The sequence below is a fragment of the Pseudomonas sp. B8(2017) genome (assembly GCF_002113575.1).
GTDB classification, from domain to species: Bacteria; Pseudomonadota; Gammaproteobacteria; order Pseudomonadales; family Pseudomonadaceae; genus Aquipseudomonas; species Aquipseudomonas putida_Z.
Map to the genome: position 1 here is coordinate 87331 of NZ_NEIO01000021.1, position 17760 is coordinate 105090.

A 17760-nucleotide genomic window follows, 5' to 3' on the forward strand; every position below is an offset into this window, starting at 1 on the left:
AGTGTTCATGCTAACCCAGGAAGAGGATCAGCAGCTTGTCGAGCGCGTTCAGCGCGGTGACAGGCGAGCTTTCGATCTGTTGGTGCTGAAGTATCAGCACAAGATTCTCGGGTTGATCGTGCGGTTCGTTCACGATACCCACGAGGCCCAGGATGTAGCACAGGAAGCCTTCATCAAGGCCTACCGTGCGCTTGGCAACTTCCGCGGAGACAGTGCGTTCTATACGTGGCTGTACCGCATCGCCATCAACACGGCGAAGAACTACCTGGTGTCCCGTGGAAGACGGCCGCCAGACAGTGATGTGAGCTCCGAGGATGCGGAGTTTTACGACGGCGATCATGGTCTCAAGGATCTCGAGTCCCCAGAACGCTCGTTGTTGCGGGATGAAATCGAAGGCACTGTCCATCGCACCATCCAGCAACTGCCTGAAGACTTGCGCACGGCACTGACCCTGCGCGAGTTCGACGGGCTGAGTTACGAAGACATTGCCAGTGTCATGCAATGTCCGGTGGGTACCGTGCGCTCTCGAATCTTCCGCGCTCGGGAGGCCATAGACAAAGCCCTGCAACCTTTGCTGCAGGAAACCTGAGACAGCGGCGACAGCCAAGAGAGGAACCGCCATGAGTCGTGAAGCTTTGCAGGAATCGCTGTCCGCGGTGATGGATAACGAAGCGGACGAGCTTGAACTGCGTCGTGTGTTGAACGCCGTAGACGATGCTGAAACCCGTGCCACCTGGTCGCGTTACCAGGTTGCCCGCGCAGCCATGCACAAGGAGCTGCTGCTGCCCAACCTGGATATCGCCTCGGCGGTGTCTGCAGCGCTGGCTGACGAAGCCGTGCCGGCCAAGGCCAAGAAAGGGCCATGGCGCAGCATTGGCCGCCTGGCGGTAGCTGCCTCGGTCACCGTAGCGGTGCTGGCCGGTGTGCGCATGTACAACCAGGACGAGATCACTGGCGCCGAGCTTGCTGCCCAGCAACCTGCCCAGCAAGGCCTGAGTGTGCCACAAGCACAAGGCCCGGCCGTTTTGGCAGGCTATAGTGAGAGCAGTGAGCAACCGACCGGGCCGATGGCCAACGGCGTGCTGCAGAACCAGGCCGGCTGGGACCAGCGTCTGCCAGGCTACCTGCGCCAGCATGCCCAGGAATCTGCGCTCAAGGGCACTGAAACCGCATTGCCGTATGCCCGCGCCGCCAGCCTGGAAAACCGTTAAGTAAGGAGGATCATGCGCGCGCTACCTCTCCTGTCGCTGCTGATTGGCAGCTGCATGACGGTGCCAGCATTGGCGGCCAATTCCTCGCCCGAGGCGAGCGAGTGGCTTAGCAAGCTGGCACAGGCCGAGCAAAAGCAGAGCTACCAAGGCTCTTTTGTCTACGAACGCAATGGCAGCTTCTCTTCCCACGAGATCTGGCACAGGGTCGACGACGGCAAGGTCAGCGAGCGGCTGTTGCAGCTCGATGGCGCCGCCCAGGAGATCGTGCGCGTGGATGGCAAGGTAGAGTGCGTCAGCGGGGCCTTGGCCAGTGGTGTGACAACGCCCCCGGACACCTCGCAGCGTGTGCTTGATCCGCTGAAACTGATGGGCTGGTATGACTTGAGCGTGGCGGGCAAGTCACGGGTCGCCGGGCGCGATGCCGTGATCGTGACGCTCACCCCGCGCGACCAGCACCGTTACGCCTTCGAATTGCACCTGGACCGTGCTACCGGCCTGCCGCTGCGCTCGTTGATGGTCAACGACAAGGGGCAGTTGCTGGAGCGCTTCCAGATGACCCGTCTCGATACCGAAGCACCTAGCGACGACGACCTGCGCGCCAGCGCTGCGTGCAAGCCGGTGCAGCATGTGGCCGCTGCCGCCAATGACACGGTCGCCGGCTGGCGTTCGGACTGGCTGCCGCCTGGCTTCGAACTGGTCAACAGCTCGGTACGCCGCGACCCCAAGAATGACAGCACGGTCAGCAGCCTGATGTACGACGATGGCCTGGCGCGCTTCTCGGTGTTCCTCGAGTCGGTAAAGGATGAGGGCGGGACCGACATGCGCACCCAGCTTGGCCCGACTTCGGCGGTCTCGCGTCGGCTGAACACGCCCAAGGGCAAGGTGATGGTCACAGTGGTCGGCGAGATTCCGCTGGGTACCGCAGAGCGTGTGGCGCTGTCGATGCGCCCCCAGGATGGCCAGGCGCGCCAGTGATGGCGCGCATTTGCGGGCCTGGCGTGCGGGCCATGCCAAGGCGTGCGGACATGCCTCTGAAATGAAATTAAAGCATTGTCATTTGCAATCCATCGGCAAATTTTCTATAGGTCAGGCTTCTTGGAGCCTGGCCTTTCCTGCTTTGTGCAGGGGCCTTTCTAAACTACCGCTCGTTGTGACGGGAGCCGTATGTCAATACCACGCTTGAAAACCTACCTATCGATGTTCGCCGCCGTGCTGATGCTCGGCCAGGTGCTCAGCGCCCAGGCCGAGGAAGCCCTGCCGGACTTCACTACCCTGGTCGAGCAGGCCTCGCCAGCCGTGGTCAACATCAGTACCAAGCAGAAGCTGCCGGACCGCCGCATGGCCGCCGGGCAGATGCCCGACCTGGAAGGCCTGCCGCCGATGTTCCGCGAGTTCTTCGAGCGCAACATGCCGCAGCAGCCGCGCTCGCCGCGTGGCGACCGCCAGCGCGAGGCCCAGTCGCTGGGTTCGGGCTTCATCATTTCCAGCGATGGCTACGTGCTGACCAACAACCACGTGGTAGCTGATGCCGACGAGATCATCGTCCGCCTGTCGGACCGCAGCGAGCTGCAGGCCAAGCTGGTCGGCACCGACCCGCGCACCGACGTGGCCTTGCTCAAGGTCGAGGGCAAGAACCTGCCGACCGTCAAGCTGGGTGATTCCGAGAAGCTCAAGGTGGGCGAGTGGGTACTGGCCATCGGTTCGCCGTTCGGCTTCGACCATTCGGTGACCAAAGGTATCGTCAGCGCCAAGGGCCGTACCTTGCCCAACGACACCTACGTACCGTTCATCCAGACGGACGTAGCCATCAACCCGGGCAACTCCGGCGGCCCGCTGTTCAACATGAACGGCGAAGTGGTGGGTATCAACTCGCAGATCTTCACCCGTTCCGGCGGTTTCATGGGCCTGTCGTTCGCCATCCCGATCGATGTGGCGATCGATGTCTCCAACCAGCTGAAGAAAGACGGCAAGGTCAGCCGCGGCTGGCTGGGCGTGGTGATCCAGGAGGTCAACAAGGACCTGGCTGAGTCGTTCGGCCTGGACAAGCCGGCCGGTGCCCTGGTGGCCCAGGTGCTGGAAAACGGCCCGGCAGCCAAGGGCGGCCTGCAGGTGGGTGACGTGATCCTGAGCATGAACGGCCAGCCGATCGTCATGTCGGCCGACCTGCCGCACCTGGTCGGCAGCCTCAAGGACGGCGAAAAGGCCAAGCTGGAGATCATCCGCAACGGCAAGCGCCAGAACCTCGACATCAGCGTTGGCGCACTGCCGGACGACGATGCCGACATCGGTACCGGCGCCGAAGGCAGCGCCGAGCGCAGCAGCAACCGCCTGGGCGTCTCGGTGGCCGACCTGACCGCCGAGCAGAAGAAAGCCCTGGAGCTCAAGGGCGGCGTGGTCATCAAGGAAGTCCAGGATGGCCCGGCCGCGATGATCGGCCTGCGCCCGGGTGACGTGATCAGCCACCTGAACAACCAGGCCATCGGTTCGGCCAAGGAATTCACCGAAATCGCCAAGGAACTGCCGAAGAACCGTTCGGTGTCGATGCGCGTGCTGCGTCAGGGCCGTGCCAGCTTCATTACCTTCAAGCTGGCTGAATAAGCGGCTTGGCAAGGAGAAAAGGGCAGCTTCGGCTGCCCTTTTTCATGAAAGTTCACAATTGCAGGGGTGAATGCTGTGTACAGCCCGATAGAGGAATCTCCCATATCCCGGCAGCTTAAGGTACAATTCCCGGCTATTTTTCGGCGGGCGTCCGGCTCGCAGCCTTTTCGAGTGTTGACCCGTGAGTGATTTGAGTCATATCCGCAATTTCTCCATCATCGCCCACATCGACCATGGCAAGTCGACGCTGGCCGACCGTTTCATCCAGATGTGCGGTGGCCTGTCGGCACGCGAGATGGAAGCCCAGGTGCTCGATTCCATGGACCTGGAGCGTGAGCGCGGTATCACCATCAAGGCCCACAGCGTCACGCTCAACTACAAGGCGCAGGACGGCAAGGTCTACCAGCTGAACTTCATCGATACCCCCGGCCACGTCGACTTCACCTACGAAGTCTCGCGTTCGCTGGCGGCCTGTGAAGGCGCGCTGCTGGTGGTGGATGCCGGCCAGGGCGTCGAGGCCCAGTCCGTAGCCAACTGCTACACCGCCATCGAGCAGGGCCTTGAGGTCATGCCGGTACTGAACAAGATGGACCTGCCCCAGGCCGATCCGGATCGCGTCAAGGACGAGATCGAGAAGATCATCGGCATCGACGCCACCGACGCCGTGGCCTGCAGTGCCAAGAGCGGCATGGGCGTGGACGAGGTGCTCGAGCGCCTGGTGCAGACCATCCCCGCGCCGGAAGGCGATATCGAGGCGCCGCTGCAGGCGCTGATCATCGACTCCTGGTTCGACAACTACCTGGGCGTGGTCTCGTTGGTGCGCGTGCGCCACGGCCGCGTCAAGAAAGGCGACAAGATCCTGGTCAAGTCCACCGGCAAGGTGCACCTGGTCGACAGCGTGGGCGTGTTCACCCCGAAACACACCCAGACCGCCGACCTGAAGGCCGGCGAAGTGGGCTTCATCATCGCCAGCATCAAGGACATCCACGGTGCCCCGGTCGGTGATACCCTGACCCTGTCCACCACCCCTGAGGTCGAGGTGCTGCCAGGCTTCAAGAAGATCCAGCCGCAGGTCTACGCCGGCCTGTTCCCGGTCAGCTCCGACGACTTCGAGGACTTCCGCGATGCGCTGCAGAAGCTGACCCTGAACGACTCGTCGCTGCAATACATGCCGGAAAGCTCCGACGCCCTGGGCTTCGGCTTCCGTTGCGGCTTCCTCGGCATGCTGCACATGGAGATCATCCAGGAGCGCCTGGAGCGCGAATACGACCTGGACCTGATCACCACGGCGCCAAGCGTGATCTACGAGCTGGAGCTGAAAACCGGCGAGACCATCACCGTCGACAACCCGTCGAAGCTGCCAGACGTCTCGGCGGTCGCCGACTTCCGCGAGCCGATCGTCACCGCCACCATCCTGGTGCCGCAGGAGCACCTGGGCAACGTCATCACCCTGTGCATCGAGAAGCGTGGCGTGCAGCGCGACATGCAGTTCCTCGGCAGCCAGGTGCAGGTGCGCTACGACCTGCCGATGAACGAAGTGGTGCTGGACTTCTTCGACCGCCTCAAGTCCACCAGCCGCGGCTATGCTTCGCTGGACTATCATTTCGATCGCTACCAGTCGGCCAACCTGGTCAAGCTGGATGTACTGATCAACGGCGACAAGGTCGATGCCCTGGCATTGATCGTGCACCGCGACAACGCGGCCTACAAAGGCCGTGCGTTGACCGAGAAGATGAAGGAACTGATCCCTCGGCAGATGTTCGACGTGGCGATCCAGGCAGCTATCGGCGGCCAGATCATCGCGCGGACAACCGTCAAGGCGCTCAGAAAGAACGTACTGGCCAAGTGCTACGGCGGTGACGTCAGCCGTAAGAAGAAGCTGCTGGAGAAGCAGAAGGCCGGTAAGAAACGCATGAAACAGGTGGGTAACGTGGAGATTCCACAGGAAGCCTTCCTCGCCGTGCTCAGGTTGGATAGCTAGGTCCTATGTCGCTAAATTTCCCGCTGTTGCTAGTCATCGCCGTCTTCGTCTGCGGCCTGCTGGGCTTGATCGACCTGCTGTTCCTGGCTCCGCGCCGGCGTGCGGCAATCGCCAACTACCAGGGCAGCGTCAGCCAGCCCGAGATGGCGGTGGTCGAGCGCCTGGGCAAGGAGCCGTTGCTGGTCGAGTACGGCAAGTCGTTCTTCCCGGTGCTGTTCATCGTGCTGGTGCTGCGTTCGTTCCTGGTCGAGCCGTTCCAGATCCCTTCGGGGTCGATGAAGCCGACCCTGGAAGTGGGCGACTTCATCCTGGTGAACAAGTTCTCGTACGGCATTCGCCTGCCGGTGATCGACAAGAAGGTCATCGAGGTGGGTGACCCGCAACGCGGTGATGTGATGGTGTTCCGCTACCCGAGCGACCCGAACGTCAACTACATCAAGCGTGTGGTAGGCCTGCCGGGTGACCAGGTGCGCTACACCAGCGACAAGCGGTTGTTCGTCAACGGCCAGCCGATTGCCGAACAACTGGTGGGCACCGAGCCGGGCACCCTGGGCAGCGCCGAGCTGTACAAGGAAAAGCTCGGCGAGGCCGAACACCTGATCCGCAAGGAAATGAGCCGTTACCGCATGCCGCCGGACCAGCAATGGACCGTGCCGGCAGGCCATTACTTCATGATGGGCGACAACCGCGACAACTCCAACGACAGCCGTTACTGGGATGACCCGAACATCCCGAAGGAACTGCACGGCATGGTTCCGGACCGGAACATCGTCGGCAAGGCCTTCGCGGTGTGGATGAGCTGGCCAGAGCCCAAGCTCAGCCACCTGCCCAACCTGTCGCGGGTCGGTCTGATCCATTGATACCCATCGGCGCTGGCCAGCAGGCAGCGCCGAATGCATTTCTGACATAGGCTGTGTTCTCAGGGATCGGGAGATTCGCCGCACATCGCGGCGGGCCACAGCCAAACAGTCTTTCAGGATGTTGATTTGAACAACGCGTTGAACAACGAACGGGTGGCTGCATGAGTGCTCCCCTTGCCCGTCTGGAGCGAAAGCTCGGTTATACCTTCAAGAACCAGGACCAGATGCTCCTGGCACTGACCCATCGCAGTTACGCCGGGCGCAACAATGAGCGCCTGGAGTTTCTCGGTGACGCCATTCTCAACTTCGTCGCCGGCGAAGCGCTGTTCGAGCGTTTCCCGCAGGCCCGCGAAGGCCAGCTGTCGCGCCTGCGCGCGCGCCTGGTCAAGGGTGAGACCCTGGCCCGCCTGGCCCGTGGTTTCGACCTGGGCGATCACCTGCGCCTGGGTTCGGGTGAGCTCAAGAGCGGTGGCTTCCGCCGCGAGTCGATCCTGGCCGATGCCCTGGAGGCGCTGATTGGCGCCATCTACCTGGACGCCGACATGGAAACGGCCCGGGAGCGCGTGCTGGCGTGGCTGGCCGATGAGTTCGAAGGCCTGACCCTGGTCGATACCAACAAGGACCCGAAAACCCGCCTGCAGGAGTTCCTGCAGTCGCGCAGCTGCGAGCTGCCGCGTTACGAAGTGGTGGACATCCAGGGCGAACCGCACTGCCGGACCTTCTTCGTCGAATGCGAAGTGGTGCTGCTGAACAACAAGAGCCGTGGCCAGGGCGTTAGCCGGCGTATCGCCGAGCAAGTCGCTGCCGCGTCTGCACTGATCGCCCTGGGCGTGGAGAATGGCAATGACTGATAGCAACCCGACCCGCTGCGGCTACGTAGCCATTGTCGGCCGCCCGAACGTGGGCAAGTCGACCTTGCTCAACCACATCCTCGGCCAGAAGCTGGCGATCACCTCGCGCAAGCCGCAGACCACCCGCCACAACATGCTCGGCATCAAGACCGAGGGTGACGTGCAGGCGATCTACGTCGATACCCCCGGTATGCACAAGGCCAACGACAAGGCCTTGAACCGCTACATGAACCGCAACGCCTCGGCGGCCCTGAAGGACGTCGACGTGGTGATCTTCGTGGTCGACCGCACCAAATGGACCGACGAGGACCAACTGGTGCTGGAGCGCGTGCAGTACGTGACGGGCCCACTGATCATCGCGGTCAACAAGACCGACCGCATGGAAGAGAAGGCCGAACTGATCCCGCACCTGCAATGGCTGCAGGAGCAGTTGCCGAACGCCGAAGTGATGCCTATTTCCGCGCAACAGGGGCACAACCTGCAGACGCTGGAAGCACAGATCGCCAAGCACCTGCCCGAGAACGAGCACTTCTTCCCCGAAGACCAGATCACCGACCGCAGCAGCCGCTTCCTGGCCGCCGAACTGGTGCGCGAGAAGATCATGCGCCAGCTGGGTGCGGAATTGCCGTACCAGATCACCGTGGAAATTGAAGAATTCAAGCAGCAGGGCCACGTGCTGCACATCCATGCGCTGATCCTGGTCGAGCGCGACGGCCAGAAAAAGATCATCATCGGCGACAAGGGCGAGCGCATCAAGCGCATCGGCTCCGAGGCGCGCAAGGACATGGAGGTGCTGTTCGACTCCAAGGTCATGCTCAACCTGTGGGTCAAGGTGAAAGGCGGCTGGTCCGATGACGAGCGCGCCCTGCGCTCGCTGGGCTACGGCGACCTCTAAGCCTCGGACGGCCCTCCTTTGTGGGAGCGGCCTTGCGTCGCGATAGGGCTGCGAAGCAGCCCCAGAATCTATGCAATAGCCGAGATCTTGGGGCCGCTGCGCGCCCCTTTCGCGACACAAGGCCGCTCCCACAGGGATTTGCATCAAACTTGGGCTAAGTGATCTTCCATGGAACAACCTGTCGGCCAGCCAGCCTATGTGCTGCACAGCCGTGCCTACAAGGAAACCAGCGCGCTGGTGGACTTCTTCACCCCGCAGGGCCGCATGCGCGCGGTGCTGCGCCGTGCGCGTGGCAAGGGTGGCAGCCTGGTGCGGCCGTTCGTGCCGCTGGAGCTGGAACTGCGTGGGCGTGGCGAGCTGAAAAATGTCGGGCGCATGGACAGTGCCGGCATCGCCGCCTGGCTGCATGGCGATGCCCTGTTCAGCGGGTTGTACCTCAACGAACTGCTCATGCGCCTGCTGCCCGCCGAAGCGCCTTTCCCGGCGCTGTTCGAGCACTACACCCTGACCTTGCAAGCCTTGGCCGCCGGTCGCCCGCTGGAGCCGCTGCTGCGCTCCTTCGAATGGCGGCTGCTGGACGAGCTCGGTTACGCGTTTTCGTTGCACCACGACGTCAATGACCAGGCGATCGCGGTCGATGGCCTGTACCGCTTGCGTGTGGACGCCGGCCTGGAGCGGGTCGAGCTGGTGCAACCCGGGCTGTTCCGCGGCACCGAACTGCTGGCCCTGGCCGAAGCCGACTGGGATGCCCCAGGTGCCTTGCTCGCCGCCAAGCGCCTGATGCGCCAGGCACTGGCGGTTCATCTGGGGGCAAAACCGCTGGTCAGCCGGGAACTGTTTCGCAAGCGCTGATCACGACGTATGCTGTGGGGCTCAATCTTCAGGAGAGCCTTTCGTGACTCACAGCAACCGCATGCTTCTCGGCGTAAACATCGACCACGTGGCGACCCTGCGCCAGGCCCGGGGCACGCGTTACCCTGATCCGGTCAAGGCTGCCCTGGATGCCGAGGAAGCAGGCGCCGATGGCATCACCGTGCACCTGCGTGAAGACCGCCGGCACATCCAGGAGCGTGACGTGGTGCTGCTCAAGGACGTGCTGCAGACCCGCATGAACTTCGAGATGGGCGTCACCGAAGAGATGATGGCCTTTGCCGAGAAGATCCGCCCGGCGCATATCTGCCTGGTACCCGAAACCCGTCAGGAGCTGACCACCGAAGGCGGCCTGGACGTGGCGGGCCAGGAAGCACGGATCAAGGCTGCGGTTGAGCGCCTGTCGCGTACCGGTGCCGAAGTGTCGCTGTTCATCGATGCCGACGAGCGGCAGATCGAGGCTTCGCGTCGCGTTGGCGCGCCTGCCATCGAACTGCACACCGGGCGTTACGCCGATGCCGAAACCCCGACCGAAGTGGCCGAGGAACTCAAGCGTATCGTCGATGGTGTGGCGTTTGGCGTGGGGCAGGGGCTGATCGTCAATGCCGGTCACGGGCTGCATTACCACAACGTCGAGGCGGTGGCGGCGATCAAGGGCATCAATGAGCTGAACATCGGCCATGCGCTGGTGGCGCATGCGCTGTTCGTCGGCTTCAAGGCCGCTGTGGCGGAGATGAAGGCGCTGATCGTGGCGGCTTCGCGCTAATCGTTGGTCGCCTGTACCGGCCTCTTCGCGGGCTTGCCCGCTCCCACAGGGATTGCACAAGCTTCAAGGCCTGTGGGGTACCTGTGGGAGCGGGCAAGCCCGCGAAGAGGCCGGTGCAGGCAGCCGATCACTCGGCAGGAAACACCAGGGTAAACCGGGTAGGCCCCAAGGGGCTGCTGCTGACCTCGACCCGCCCGCCATGCAACTGCATGATCGATTTCACGATCGCCAGCCCCAACCCGGTCCCTCCCTCCAGCCGCGAGCGCCCCGAGCCCACTCGGTAAAACCGCTCGAACAAGCGCGACTGGTGTTCTTCAGCAATACCAGGCCCCTGGTTTTCCACTGAAAGCCGAACTTCGCTGCCCACGCGCTCGATACGTAGTTCCACAGGCTTGTCATCGGGGCAGTGCCGAATGGCATTGCTCAACAGGTTCGACAGTGCCCGCTGAAACATCAGCCGATCACCCTGCGCCGTCCCCCAGCCTTGCACACGCAACTCAACCCCTTTCAGCTCGGCACTGAACGCAAACAGCTCGACAACCCGCGCCGTCTCGTCGGCCAATGCCATGGGCTTGAGCGAAACCTGGGCCTGGGGTTGGCTGACCTGGGCGAGAAACAGCATGTCATTGATGATGCGGTTGAGCCGGGTCAGTTCTTCGATGCTGTCTTCCAGCACTTCCCGGTAATTCGCGTTGTCCCGTTCGCGGGCCAGCGTCACTTGCGCCTTGCCCATCAGGTTGCTCAACGGTGTGCGCAGTTCATGGGCCAGATCATCGGAGAACTGCGACAGCTGGCTGACGCCCTGATCGAGGCGGTCGAGCATCACGTTGATGCTGCTGGCCAGCTCTGCCAGCTCCAGCGGCAGGCCGGTAGCGGGAAGGCGATGTTGCAGGTCCTGGGCCGACACCCGCCCGGCAATGCGCCGGAAGTGCCGCAGTGGCCTCAGGCCGCGCTGCATCAGCCACCAGGCACCGGCCCCGATCAGCAACAGCAGCAACGGTAGCGCGAGCAAGGTGGAGTGCAGGTAGGCCTGCAGCAGGGCGTTGTCGTCGGCGCGGTTGAGCGACATCATCACCTTGACCGGGGTGTCGTCGCGCAGGCGCATCAGCCGGGTCACGGTGAGTATCTGGTTGCCATTGCTGTCGCGCCACGCATGAAAGGCCAGGCGGGCATCGGTGCGCAAATCGCCTACCTGCGATTCCAGCGCTGGCCCCAGGCTGAGCAGGTGAGGATGGCGGCCTTCGAGGGCCAGCACGCTGAGGCTGAGGTTGTCGTGGCCCATCACCAGGTCGAGCAAGGGATGGGCGCGGCTGCCCAGGTCTTCGCTACGCAGGTCGACCCGCAGGTTGTGCTCGACCTGCAGCATCTTGCGCGCCAGGTCCTTGCGTGCGCGGCTGTCCAGTTCGTGATCGAGGGCGAACACGGCCAGGCAGGCCAGCAGCAGCACCAGTGCAGCGCCCATCAGTGTCACGCTCAAGCCCAGGCGCAGTGACAGGCTGGCGTTTTTCAAAAGCGTGCCTCGAGCACGTAGCCGACGCCACGCAGGGTATGGATCAGCTTGTTGTCGAACGGGTCGTCGATCTTTGCCCGCAGGCGCCGTATCGAAACCTCGACCACATTGGTGTCGCAGTCGAAGTTCATGTCCCACACCAGCGAGATGATCTGGGTGCGTGACAGCACCTCGCCGGTCTGGCGCATCAGCAGGTGCAGCAGGGCGAATTCCTTGGCGGTCAGGTCGATACGCTGCCCCGCGCGGTAGGCGCGGTGGCGGCCGGGGTCCAGCTCCAGATCGGCGACGCGCAGGGTGCTGGGCTGCAGCTGCTGGTCGTTGCGGCGCAGCAGGCTGCGGATACGGGCCAGCAGTTCCGGGAACTCGAAAGGTTTGAGCAGGTAATCGTCGGCCCCCAGGTCCAGGCCCTTGACCCGGTCGGCCAGGCGGCCGTGGGCGGTAAGCATCATGATGCGCGTGGCCGATTCGGCGCGCAGCCGCTGCAGCACGGTCCAGCCATCGAGTTCGGGCAGGTTGACGTCGAGGATGACCAGGTCGTAGGGCTGCTGGCGGGCCAGGTGCAGGCCATCGGTGCCGGTGTGGGCGCAGTCGACCACGTAGCCGTTCTCGCGCAGGCCCTGCTGCAGGTAGTCGGCGGTACGCAGTTCGTCCTCGATGATCAGTAGACGCATGGGTGGGCTCGGTGTGATGAAAGGGGGCGATTCTCGACCCTGTAGTGGCATCAGGGTCAAGGCGGAGGATGTTACGGCATGAGTAAGGGCGCGGGGCGCAGATAACGGATTTGTAATCCTGGTGTTATCTGGCTGTCTGTTCGGGCCCTATCGCCGGCAAGCCAGCTCCCACAGGTACTGCACAGTTTTCAAGACCTGTGGTGATCCTGTGGGAGCCAGCTCCCACAGGTACTGCACAGTTTTCAAGACTTGTGATGATCTTGTGGAAGCTGGCTTGCCGGCGATAGGGCCTGAACAGGCAAAACAAGGCCACATTGCAAGACTGTAATCCCCGCCTCACCTTGCCGTTAGCTGGCCCTCGCTAGGATGGCCCTGTCTGATCGGTTATCACGAGGCAACCACGATGAACCTGACCAAATACCTGCTGTTGGCCACCCTTGCCCTGGGCAGCGCCAGTGTTTACGCCGAGGGCGGTGCGGAACGTTCCAAACAATTCTGGCAAGCGTTCCGCGAAGACCAGCAGCGCCTGCACGACAACAAGCAACAGGCCGTTGCCGAGCGTGAGCGCAAGGTGCAGGAGAAGGCCCGCGAGTTGGCCAAGGACTGAGGTAACAGCACCTACGCCGTGACAGCTCCTCGGCGCAGGTGTATTCGGGCGCCCATCCGGGCGCCTTTTTTATTTGCGCGCCAGCAGGGTGGCGCGGCGTGGGGCCGGCAGGCCTTCGATGGTCTTGCTGTGGTCGTTCGGGTCGAGGAAGTCGCCCAGTGACTGGTAGCGCATCCACTCGGTGCTGCGCTGTTCCTCGACGCTGGTCACGCTTACGTCGACGCAACGCACGTCGCTGAAACCGGCACGGCGCAACCAGCGCTCCAGGGCCGGTACCGACGGCAGGTACCAGACGTTGCGCATCTGTGCATAGCGGTCCTCAGGTACCAGCACCTGGTTTTCGTCACCCTCGATCACCAGGGTTTCCAGCACCAGTTCACCGCCTTTGACCAGGCAGTCCTTGAGCGCCAGCAGGTGCTCGATGGGCGAGCGGCGATGGTAGAACACCCCCATGGAAAACACCGTGTCGAAACCTTCGAGGTTGGCCGGCAGGTCTTCCAGGGCGAATGGCAGGTGCCAGGCGGGCAGCTCTGGCAGGTATTGCTGAACGGCCTGGAACTGGCAGAAGAACAGCCAGTTGGGATCGACGCCAATCACCATGTCGGCGCCGGCACCGAGCATGCGCCACTGGTAGTAGCCGTTACCGCAGCCCACGTCGAGCACGCGCTTGCCCTTGAGGTCCAGGTGCGGGCCGACCCGGGACCATTTCCAGTCCGAACGCCATTCGGTGTCCACATGCACGCCGAACAGGTCGAATGGCCCTTTGCGCCAAGGGGACAGGCCCATCAGTGCCTGGCGCATCTGCGCGCGGGTGGCGTCGTCGCAATCGCAGTCCAGGCGCAGCCCGTTGACCAGGTCGATTTCGCTCGGATTCAGGGCGGGCAAGGCTTCCAGCGCACCGCGCCAGCGGTCGAGGTCACCGTGACCCTTCTCCAGCTTGGCTTCCAGTTGCGCTTGCAGGCCTTGCGACCAGGAAGCCAGGGGCGTGCCCGCCAGGCGGCGGACGAGGGGGGACAGATCGATCATGGCAGGGCAATCAAAGAGGCGAAATTAAGGCATTGGAACCAGGGCACCACCTTCGAGAAACCGGCTGCGCGCAGGCGCGCCTGGTGGGCTTCGAGGGTGTCGGGCCTCATCACGTTCTCGATGGCGCTGCGCTTCTGGGCAATTTCCAGTTCGCTGTAGCCATTGGCACGTTTGAAGTCCAGGTGCAGTTCATTGAGCAAGTCCTGCTGTTCATCATCGGCGAAGCGCAGTTTTTCCGAGAGGATCAGCGCACCACCGGGCAACAGTGCCTGGCGGATGCGGCCGAGCAGCTCCAGGCGCTGGTCGGGGGCGATGAATTGCAGGGTGAAATTCATCGCCACCACCGAGGCGGGCTCGAAGGGCAGGGCCAGGATGTCGGCTTCCAGCACCTGCACCGGCAGCAGTTCCTGGAACATCGAGTCCTGGGCGGTGAGGTACTGGCGGCAACGCTCGACCATCGCCGCGGAGTTGTCCACGGCGATTACCCGGCAGCCGTCACTGCGCACATGGCGGCGCAGCGATTGAGTAACGGCACCCAACGACGCACCCAGGTCGTACAGCGCGGTGTGCGGCTGGGCGAAGCGCGCGGCCAGCACGCCGAGGTTCTCGACAATGGTCGGGTAGCCCGGAACCGAGCGCTTGATCATGTCCGGGAACACACGCACCACATCTTCGTTGAAGACGAAGTCGGGCACTTGCTCCAAGGGCTGGGCGAAAAGGCGGTCGGGTTGTTTGCTCACGGCGGGCTCGATACAGGGTGAAACGGAGGCGCATTTTAGCCAAAGGCCGCGATTCTTGCCATGGCAGCGCTTCAGGGGCGGGCGCTGAAGGACCTCTGCGCCTGCCTGGTGGGTGTGCAGGTTGCCTATGAGCGAAGCTGCGGACCTTAGCGGACGATGATCTTGCAGTCGAAGGTTTGCACGGGGGCGATATCTGCGGCCCACGGCTGCTGGTACACCAGCACCAACTGACCATCGCCGGTATCGCTGGCCTGGTAGCGCCAGGTGGAGACACCGGCGCTGCCGACCACGTCTTCCTCCTCGGGAGCGCTATACACCTCCGGGCCAAGGCTGCGCAGTACGTTGGAGGCAGGTGCTTCGACGCGCCAGCGGTAGCCGGTGGACGGGTTGCTGGGCAAGCTCAGGATCAGCGCCTGGCCAACCTGCAGTCGCGTCGGGCATTCGCTTTCGGCGTCCAGTTCGACGGGTTGCGTGGGCTGTTGGGCGCAGGCGGAAATCAGGGCGAAGCTCAGGGGAACGAGCAGACGAGGGGCGGTCATGTTGGCTCCGGAGGCTGACGATGGCCTGAGGATAACCGATGATCAAGGAGATTTGTGTTGCCTGTGCCGGCCCCTTCGCGGGCTTGCCCGCTCCCACAGGTATTGCACAGTATTTGAAAACTGTGGTTTCCCTGTGGGAGCGGGCAAGCCCGCGAAGGGGCCGGAGCAGCTCAGAACAGGACTTTGGCCACGTCGGCGAAGCGCTTGGCGAAATGCACCGTCAGGCCTTCGCGCAGGTAGTCCGGCAGCTCCTCATAGTCCCCACGGTTAGGCTCCGGCAAGATCAGCTCGAAGATCTTCTGCCGCCGCGCCGCAATCACCTTCTCGCGCACACCGCCAATCGGCAGTACCTGCCCGGTCAGGGTCAGCTCGCCGGTCATGGCCACGCCCTTCTTCGGCGCCTGGTCTCGGGCCAGCGACAGCAGGGCGCTGGCCATGGTGATGCCGGCACTCGGGCCGTCCTTGGGCGTGGCGCCTTCGGGCACGTGCAGATGAATGAACGCTTCGTTGAAGAAGCCAGGATCACCACCAAACTGCTTGAGGTTGGAGCTGACGTAGCTGTAGGCGATTTCGGCCGACTCTTTCATCACATCACCCAGCTTGCCGGTCAGCTTGAAGCCGCGGTTGAGGGTGTGGATGCGGGTGGCTTCGATCGGCAGCGTGGCGCCGCCCATGCTGGTCCAGGCCAGGCCGGTGATCACGCCTTTGCCAGCCAGCACCTGCTCGCTGCGGAACACCGGCATGCCGAGCGCGGCTTCCAGCTCCTTGGTGCCGATCTTCAGTTTGGCCTCGGGGTTTTCCAGCAGCTTGACCACGGCCTTGCGCACCAGCTTGCCCAGTTGTTTCTCCAGCTGGCGTACCCCGGCTTCGCGGGCATAGCCTTCGATCACCGCGCGCAGGGCGCTGTCGCTGATACCGAGGCTGGTCTTGGCCACGCCGGCCTTTTCCAGCTGCTTGGGCCACAGGTGGCGCTTGGCGATGGCCAGTTTCTCTTCGGTGATGTAGCCGGACAGGCGGATCACTTCCATGCGGTCGAGCAATGGCCCGGGGATCGAATCCAGGGTGTTGGCGGTGCACACGAACAGCACCTTGGACAGGTCCAGGCGCAGGTCCAGGTAGTGGTCGAGGAAGTCGACGTTCTGCTCCGGGTCCAGGGTTTCCAGCAGCGCTGAAGCCGGGTCGCCCTGGTAGCTCTGGCCCATCTTGTCGATCTCGTCGAGCATGATCACAGGGTTCATCACCTCGACGTCCTTCAGGGCCTGCACCAGCTTGCCGGGCTGGGCGCCGATGTAGGTGCGGCGGTGGCCCTTGATCTCGGCCTCGTCCCGCATGCCGCCGACACTGAAGCGGTAGAACGGCCGGCCGAGCGATTCGGCGATGGATTTGCCGATGCTGGTCTTGCCTACCCCGGGCGGGCCCACCAGCAGCACGATCGAGCCGCTGATCTCGCCTTTCCAGGCGCCCACGGCAAGGAACTCGAGAATGCGCTCCTTGATGTCGTCGAGGCCGGCGTGGTGCTGGTCGAGGACCTTGCGTGCGTGCTTGAGGTCGAGCTTGTCCTTGCCGTACACGCCCCAGGGCAGGGCGGTGGCCCAGTCCAGGTAGTTGCGGGTGACGGCGTATTCGGGCGAGCCGGTTTCGAGGATGGCCAGCTTGCCCATCTCTTCGTCGATGCGCTTGCGTGCCTGGTCCGGCAGGGTCTTGCCTTCGAGGCGCTGCTCGAACTGCTCGAGGTCGGCGCTGCGGTCGTCCTTGGTCAGGCCCAGCTCCTGCTGGATGACCTTGAGCTGTTCCTTGAGGAAGAACTCGCGCTGGTGCTCGCCGATCTGCCGGTTGACCTCGGCCGAGATCTCGTTCTGCAGGCGCGCCACCTCGACTTCCTTGCGCAGCATCGGCAGGACCTTTTCCATGCGCTTGAGCATGGGTACGCAGTCGAGCACTTCCTGCAACTGGTTGCCGGTGGCCGAGGTGAGGGCGGCGGCGAAGTCGGTGAGCGGCGACGGGTCGTTGGGGCTGAAGCGGTTGAGGTAGTTCTTCAGCTCTTCGCTGTACAGCGGGTTGAGCGGCAGCAGCTCCTTGATCGCATTGATCAGCGCCATGCCGTAGGCCTTGACCTCGTCGGTCGGCTCGGCTGGCTGACGCGGGTATTCCACCTCGACGAGGTACGGCGGGCGGTGGTGCTTGAGCCAGGTACGGATGCGTACCCGAGTCAGGCCCTGGGCGACGAACTGCAGCTTGCCGTTTTCGCGGCTGGCGTGGTGCACCTTCACCAGCGTGCCGTACTGCGGCAGCGCCGAGGTGTCGAAGTGGCGGTGGTCTTCTGGCGGGGTATCCATGAAGAACAGGGCCAGGCTGTGGTCTGGCGACTTGGCCACCAGGTCGAGGGTTTCTGCCCAAGGGTCTTCATTGACGATGACCGGCAGCACCTGGGCCGGGAAGAACGGACGGTTGTGGATCGGAATCACATAGACCTTGTCCGGCAGCTGCTGGCCGGGCAGGGCGAGGGCGTGGCCGGTTTCGGCCTGGGGAGTGGTGTGTTCGACTTCGCTGTGTTCGTCGGGATGTTCCGGGAAATCCTGCTGGTCGCTCATGGGGCACCTGCGTGAATGACTATGGTGCTTAGATGGGGCGGGGG

Annotated in this window: 17 protein-coding genes; 11 read left to right on the forward strand and 6 right to left on the reverse strand. The window is 63.3% G+C overall.

The features are described 5' to 3' along the window. The first annotated feature begins 7 nt into the window (after nucleotides 1-7). The 10 genes from rpoE to pdxJ all read left to right on the forward strand — a co-directional run bounded on the left by rpoE (nucleotide 8) and on the right by pdxJ (nucleotide 10032). On the forward strand, nucleotides 8-589 hold the full coding sequence (gene rpoE / locus CAG22_RS23065; RefSeq protein ID WP_003252049.1) for an RNA polymerase sigma factor RpoE: 582 nt from the start codon (nucleotides 8-10) through the stop codon (nucleotides 587-589). A 31-nt stretch (nucleotides 590-620) separates the two neighbouring features. Then, complete coding sequence (locus CAG22_RS23070; protein WP_013973999.1) at nucleotides 621-1211, forward strand: sigma-E factor negative regulatory protein; 591 nt, start codon at nucleotides 621-623, stop codon at nucleotides 1209-1211. A gap of 12 nt (nucleotides 1212-1223) precedes the next feature. Beyond that, a complete protein-coding gene (locus CAG22_RS23075; protein WP_085706251.1) occupies nucleotides 1224-2186 on the forward strand; it encodes a MucB/RseB C-terminal domain-containing protein in 963 nt (320 codons plus the stop codon). A 222-nt stretch (nucleotides 2187-2408) separates the two neighbouring features. After that, nucleotides 2409-3809, forward strand: coding sequence for a DegQ family serine endoprotease (locus tag CAG22_RS23080; protein ID WP_371257967.1), 1401 nt, complete (start codon nucleotides 2409-2411; stop codon nucleotides 3807-3809). Nucleotides 3810-3990: 181 nt separating this feature from the next. Next, nucleotides 3991-5790, forward strand: coding sequence for a translation elongation factor 4 (gene lepA / locus CAG22_RS23085; protein WP_063913174.1), 1800 nt, complete (start codon nucleotides 3991-3993; stop codon nucleotides 5788-5790). Between the two features lie 5 nt (nucleotides 5791-5795). Next, nucleotides 5796-6650 carry a signal peptidase I gene (gene lepB, locus CAG22_RS23090; RefSeq protein WP_003258486.1) on the forward strand — a complete coding sequence of 285 codons (855 nt, stop codon included), beginning with the start codon at nucleotides 5796-5798 and terminating at the stop codon, nucleotides 6648-6650. Nucleotides 6651-6811: 161 nt separating this feature from the next. Beyond that, nucleotides 6812-7501: a ribonuclease III gene (gene rnc / locus CAG22_RS23095; RefSeq protein WP_003258487.1), complete on the forward strand. Its 690-nt coding sequence runs from the start codon at nucleotides 6812-6814 to the stop codon at nucleotides 7499-7501. Then, entirely contained in the window at nucleotides 7494-8396 is a 903-nt protein-coding gene (era, locus tag CAG22_RS23100) for a GTPase Era (RefSeq protein WP_085706252.1), read from the forward strand. Before rnc ends, era begins: the two co-directional genes overlap by 8 nt. A gap of 168 nt (nucleotides 8397-8564) precedes the next feature. Then, nucleotides 8565-9248, forward strand: coding sequence for a DNA repair protein RecO (gene recO, locus CAG22_RS23105; protein WP_015271594.1), 684 nt, complete (start codon nucleotides 8565-8567; stop codon nucleotides 9246-9248). 61 nt (nucleotides 9249-9309) lie between these two features. Continuing rightward, nucleotides 9310-10032 (forward strand): pyridoxine 5'-phosphate synthase, encoded by a 723-nt coding sequence (gene pdxJ, locus CAG22_RS23110; protein ID WP_153670549.1) that lies wholly within the window; start codon nucleotides 9310-9312, stop codon nucleotides 10030-10032. 127 nt (nucleotides 10033-10159) lie between these two features. Here pdxJ and CAG22_RS23115 read toward each other — a convergent pair whose 3' ends face one another. Both CAG22_RS23115 and CAG22_RS23120 read right to left on the reverse strand, forming a co-directional pair. Then, nucleotides 10160-11542 carry a heavy metal sensor histidine kinase gene (locus CAG22_RS23115; RefSeq protein ID WP_085614229.1) on the reverse strand — a complete coding sequence of 461 codons (1383 nt, stop codon included), beginning with the start codon at nucleotides 11540-11542 and terminating at the stop codon, nucleotides 10160-10162. Then, nucleotides 11539-12213, reverse strand: coding sequence for a heavy metal response regulator transcription factor (locus CAG22_RS23120; RefSeq protein WP_003258489.1), 675 nt, complete (start codon nucleotides 12211-12213; stop codon nucleotides 11539-11541). Before CAG22_RS23120 ends, CAG22_RS23115 begins: the two co-directional genes overlap by 4 nt. Before the next feature lie 403 nt (nucleotides 12214-12616). On the opposite strand from CAG22_RS23120, the gene CAG22_RS23125 reads away from it, so the two are divergent. Further along, a complete protein-coding gene (locus CAG22_RS23125; RefSeq protein ID WP_085706253.1) occupies nucleotides 12617-12820 on the forward strand; it encodes a hypothetical protein in 204 nt (67 codons plus the stop codon). 69 nt (nucleotides 12821-12889) lie between these two features. Here the strand turns inward: CAG22_RS23125 and cmoB are convergent, their stop codons facing one another. From cmoB to lon, 4 genes are all read right to left on the reverse strand, one after another. After that, nucleotides 12890-13846, reverse strand: a complete 957-nt coding sequence (cmoB, locus tag CAG22_RS23130; protein WP_085590264.1) for a tRNA 5-methoxyuridine(34)/uridine 5-oxyacetic acid(34) synthase CmoB — start codon at nucleotides 13844-13846, stop codon at nucleotides 12890-12892. Continuing rightward, nucleotides 13843-14586: a carboxy-S-adenosyl-L-methionine synthase CmoA gene (gene cmoA, locus CAG22_RS23135; RefSeq protein ID WP_025340420.1), complete on the reverse strand. Its 744-nt coding sequence runs from the start codon at nucleotides 14584-14586 to the stop codon at nucleotides 13843-13845. The genes cmoB and cmoA overlap by 4 nt, the downstream gene beginning before the upstream one ends. A 146-nt stretch (nucleotides 14587-14732) precedes the next feature. Next, on the reverse strand, nucleotides 14733-15125 hold the full coding sequence (locus CAG22_RS23140) for a protease inhibitor I42 family protein (RefSeq protein WP_075046169.1): 393 nt from the start codon (nucleotides 15123-15125) through the stop codon (nucleotides 14733-14735). Nucleotides 15126-15295: 170 nt separating this feature from the next. Next, complete coding sequence (gene lon, locus CAG22_RS23150; protein ID WP_085706254.1) at nucleotides 15296-17716, reverse strand: endopeptidase La; 2421 nt, start codon at nucleotides 17714-17716, stop codon at nucleotides 15296-15298. Nucleotides 17717-17760 lie beyond the last annotated feature (44 nt).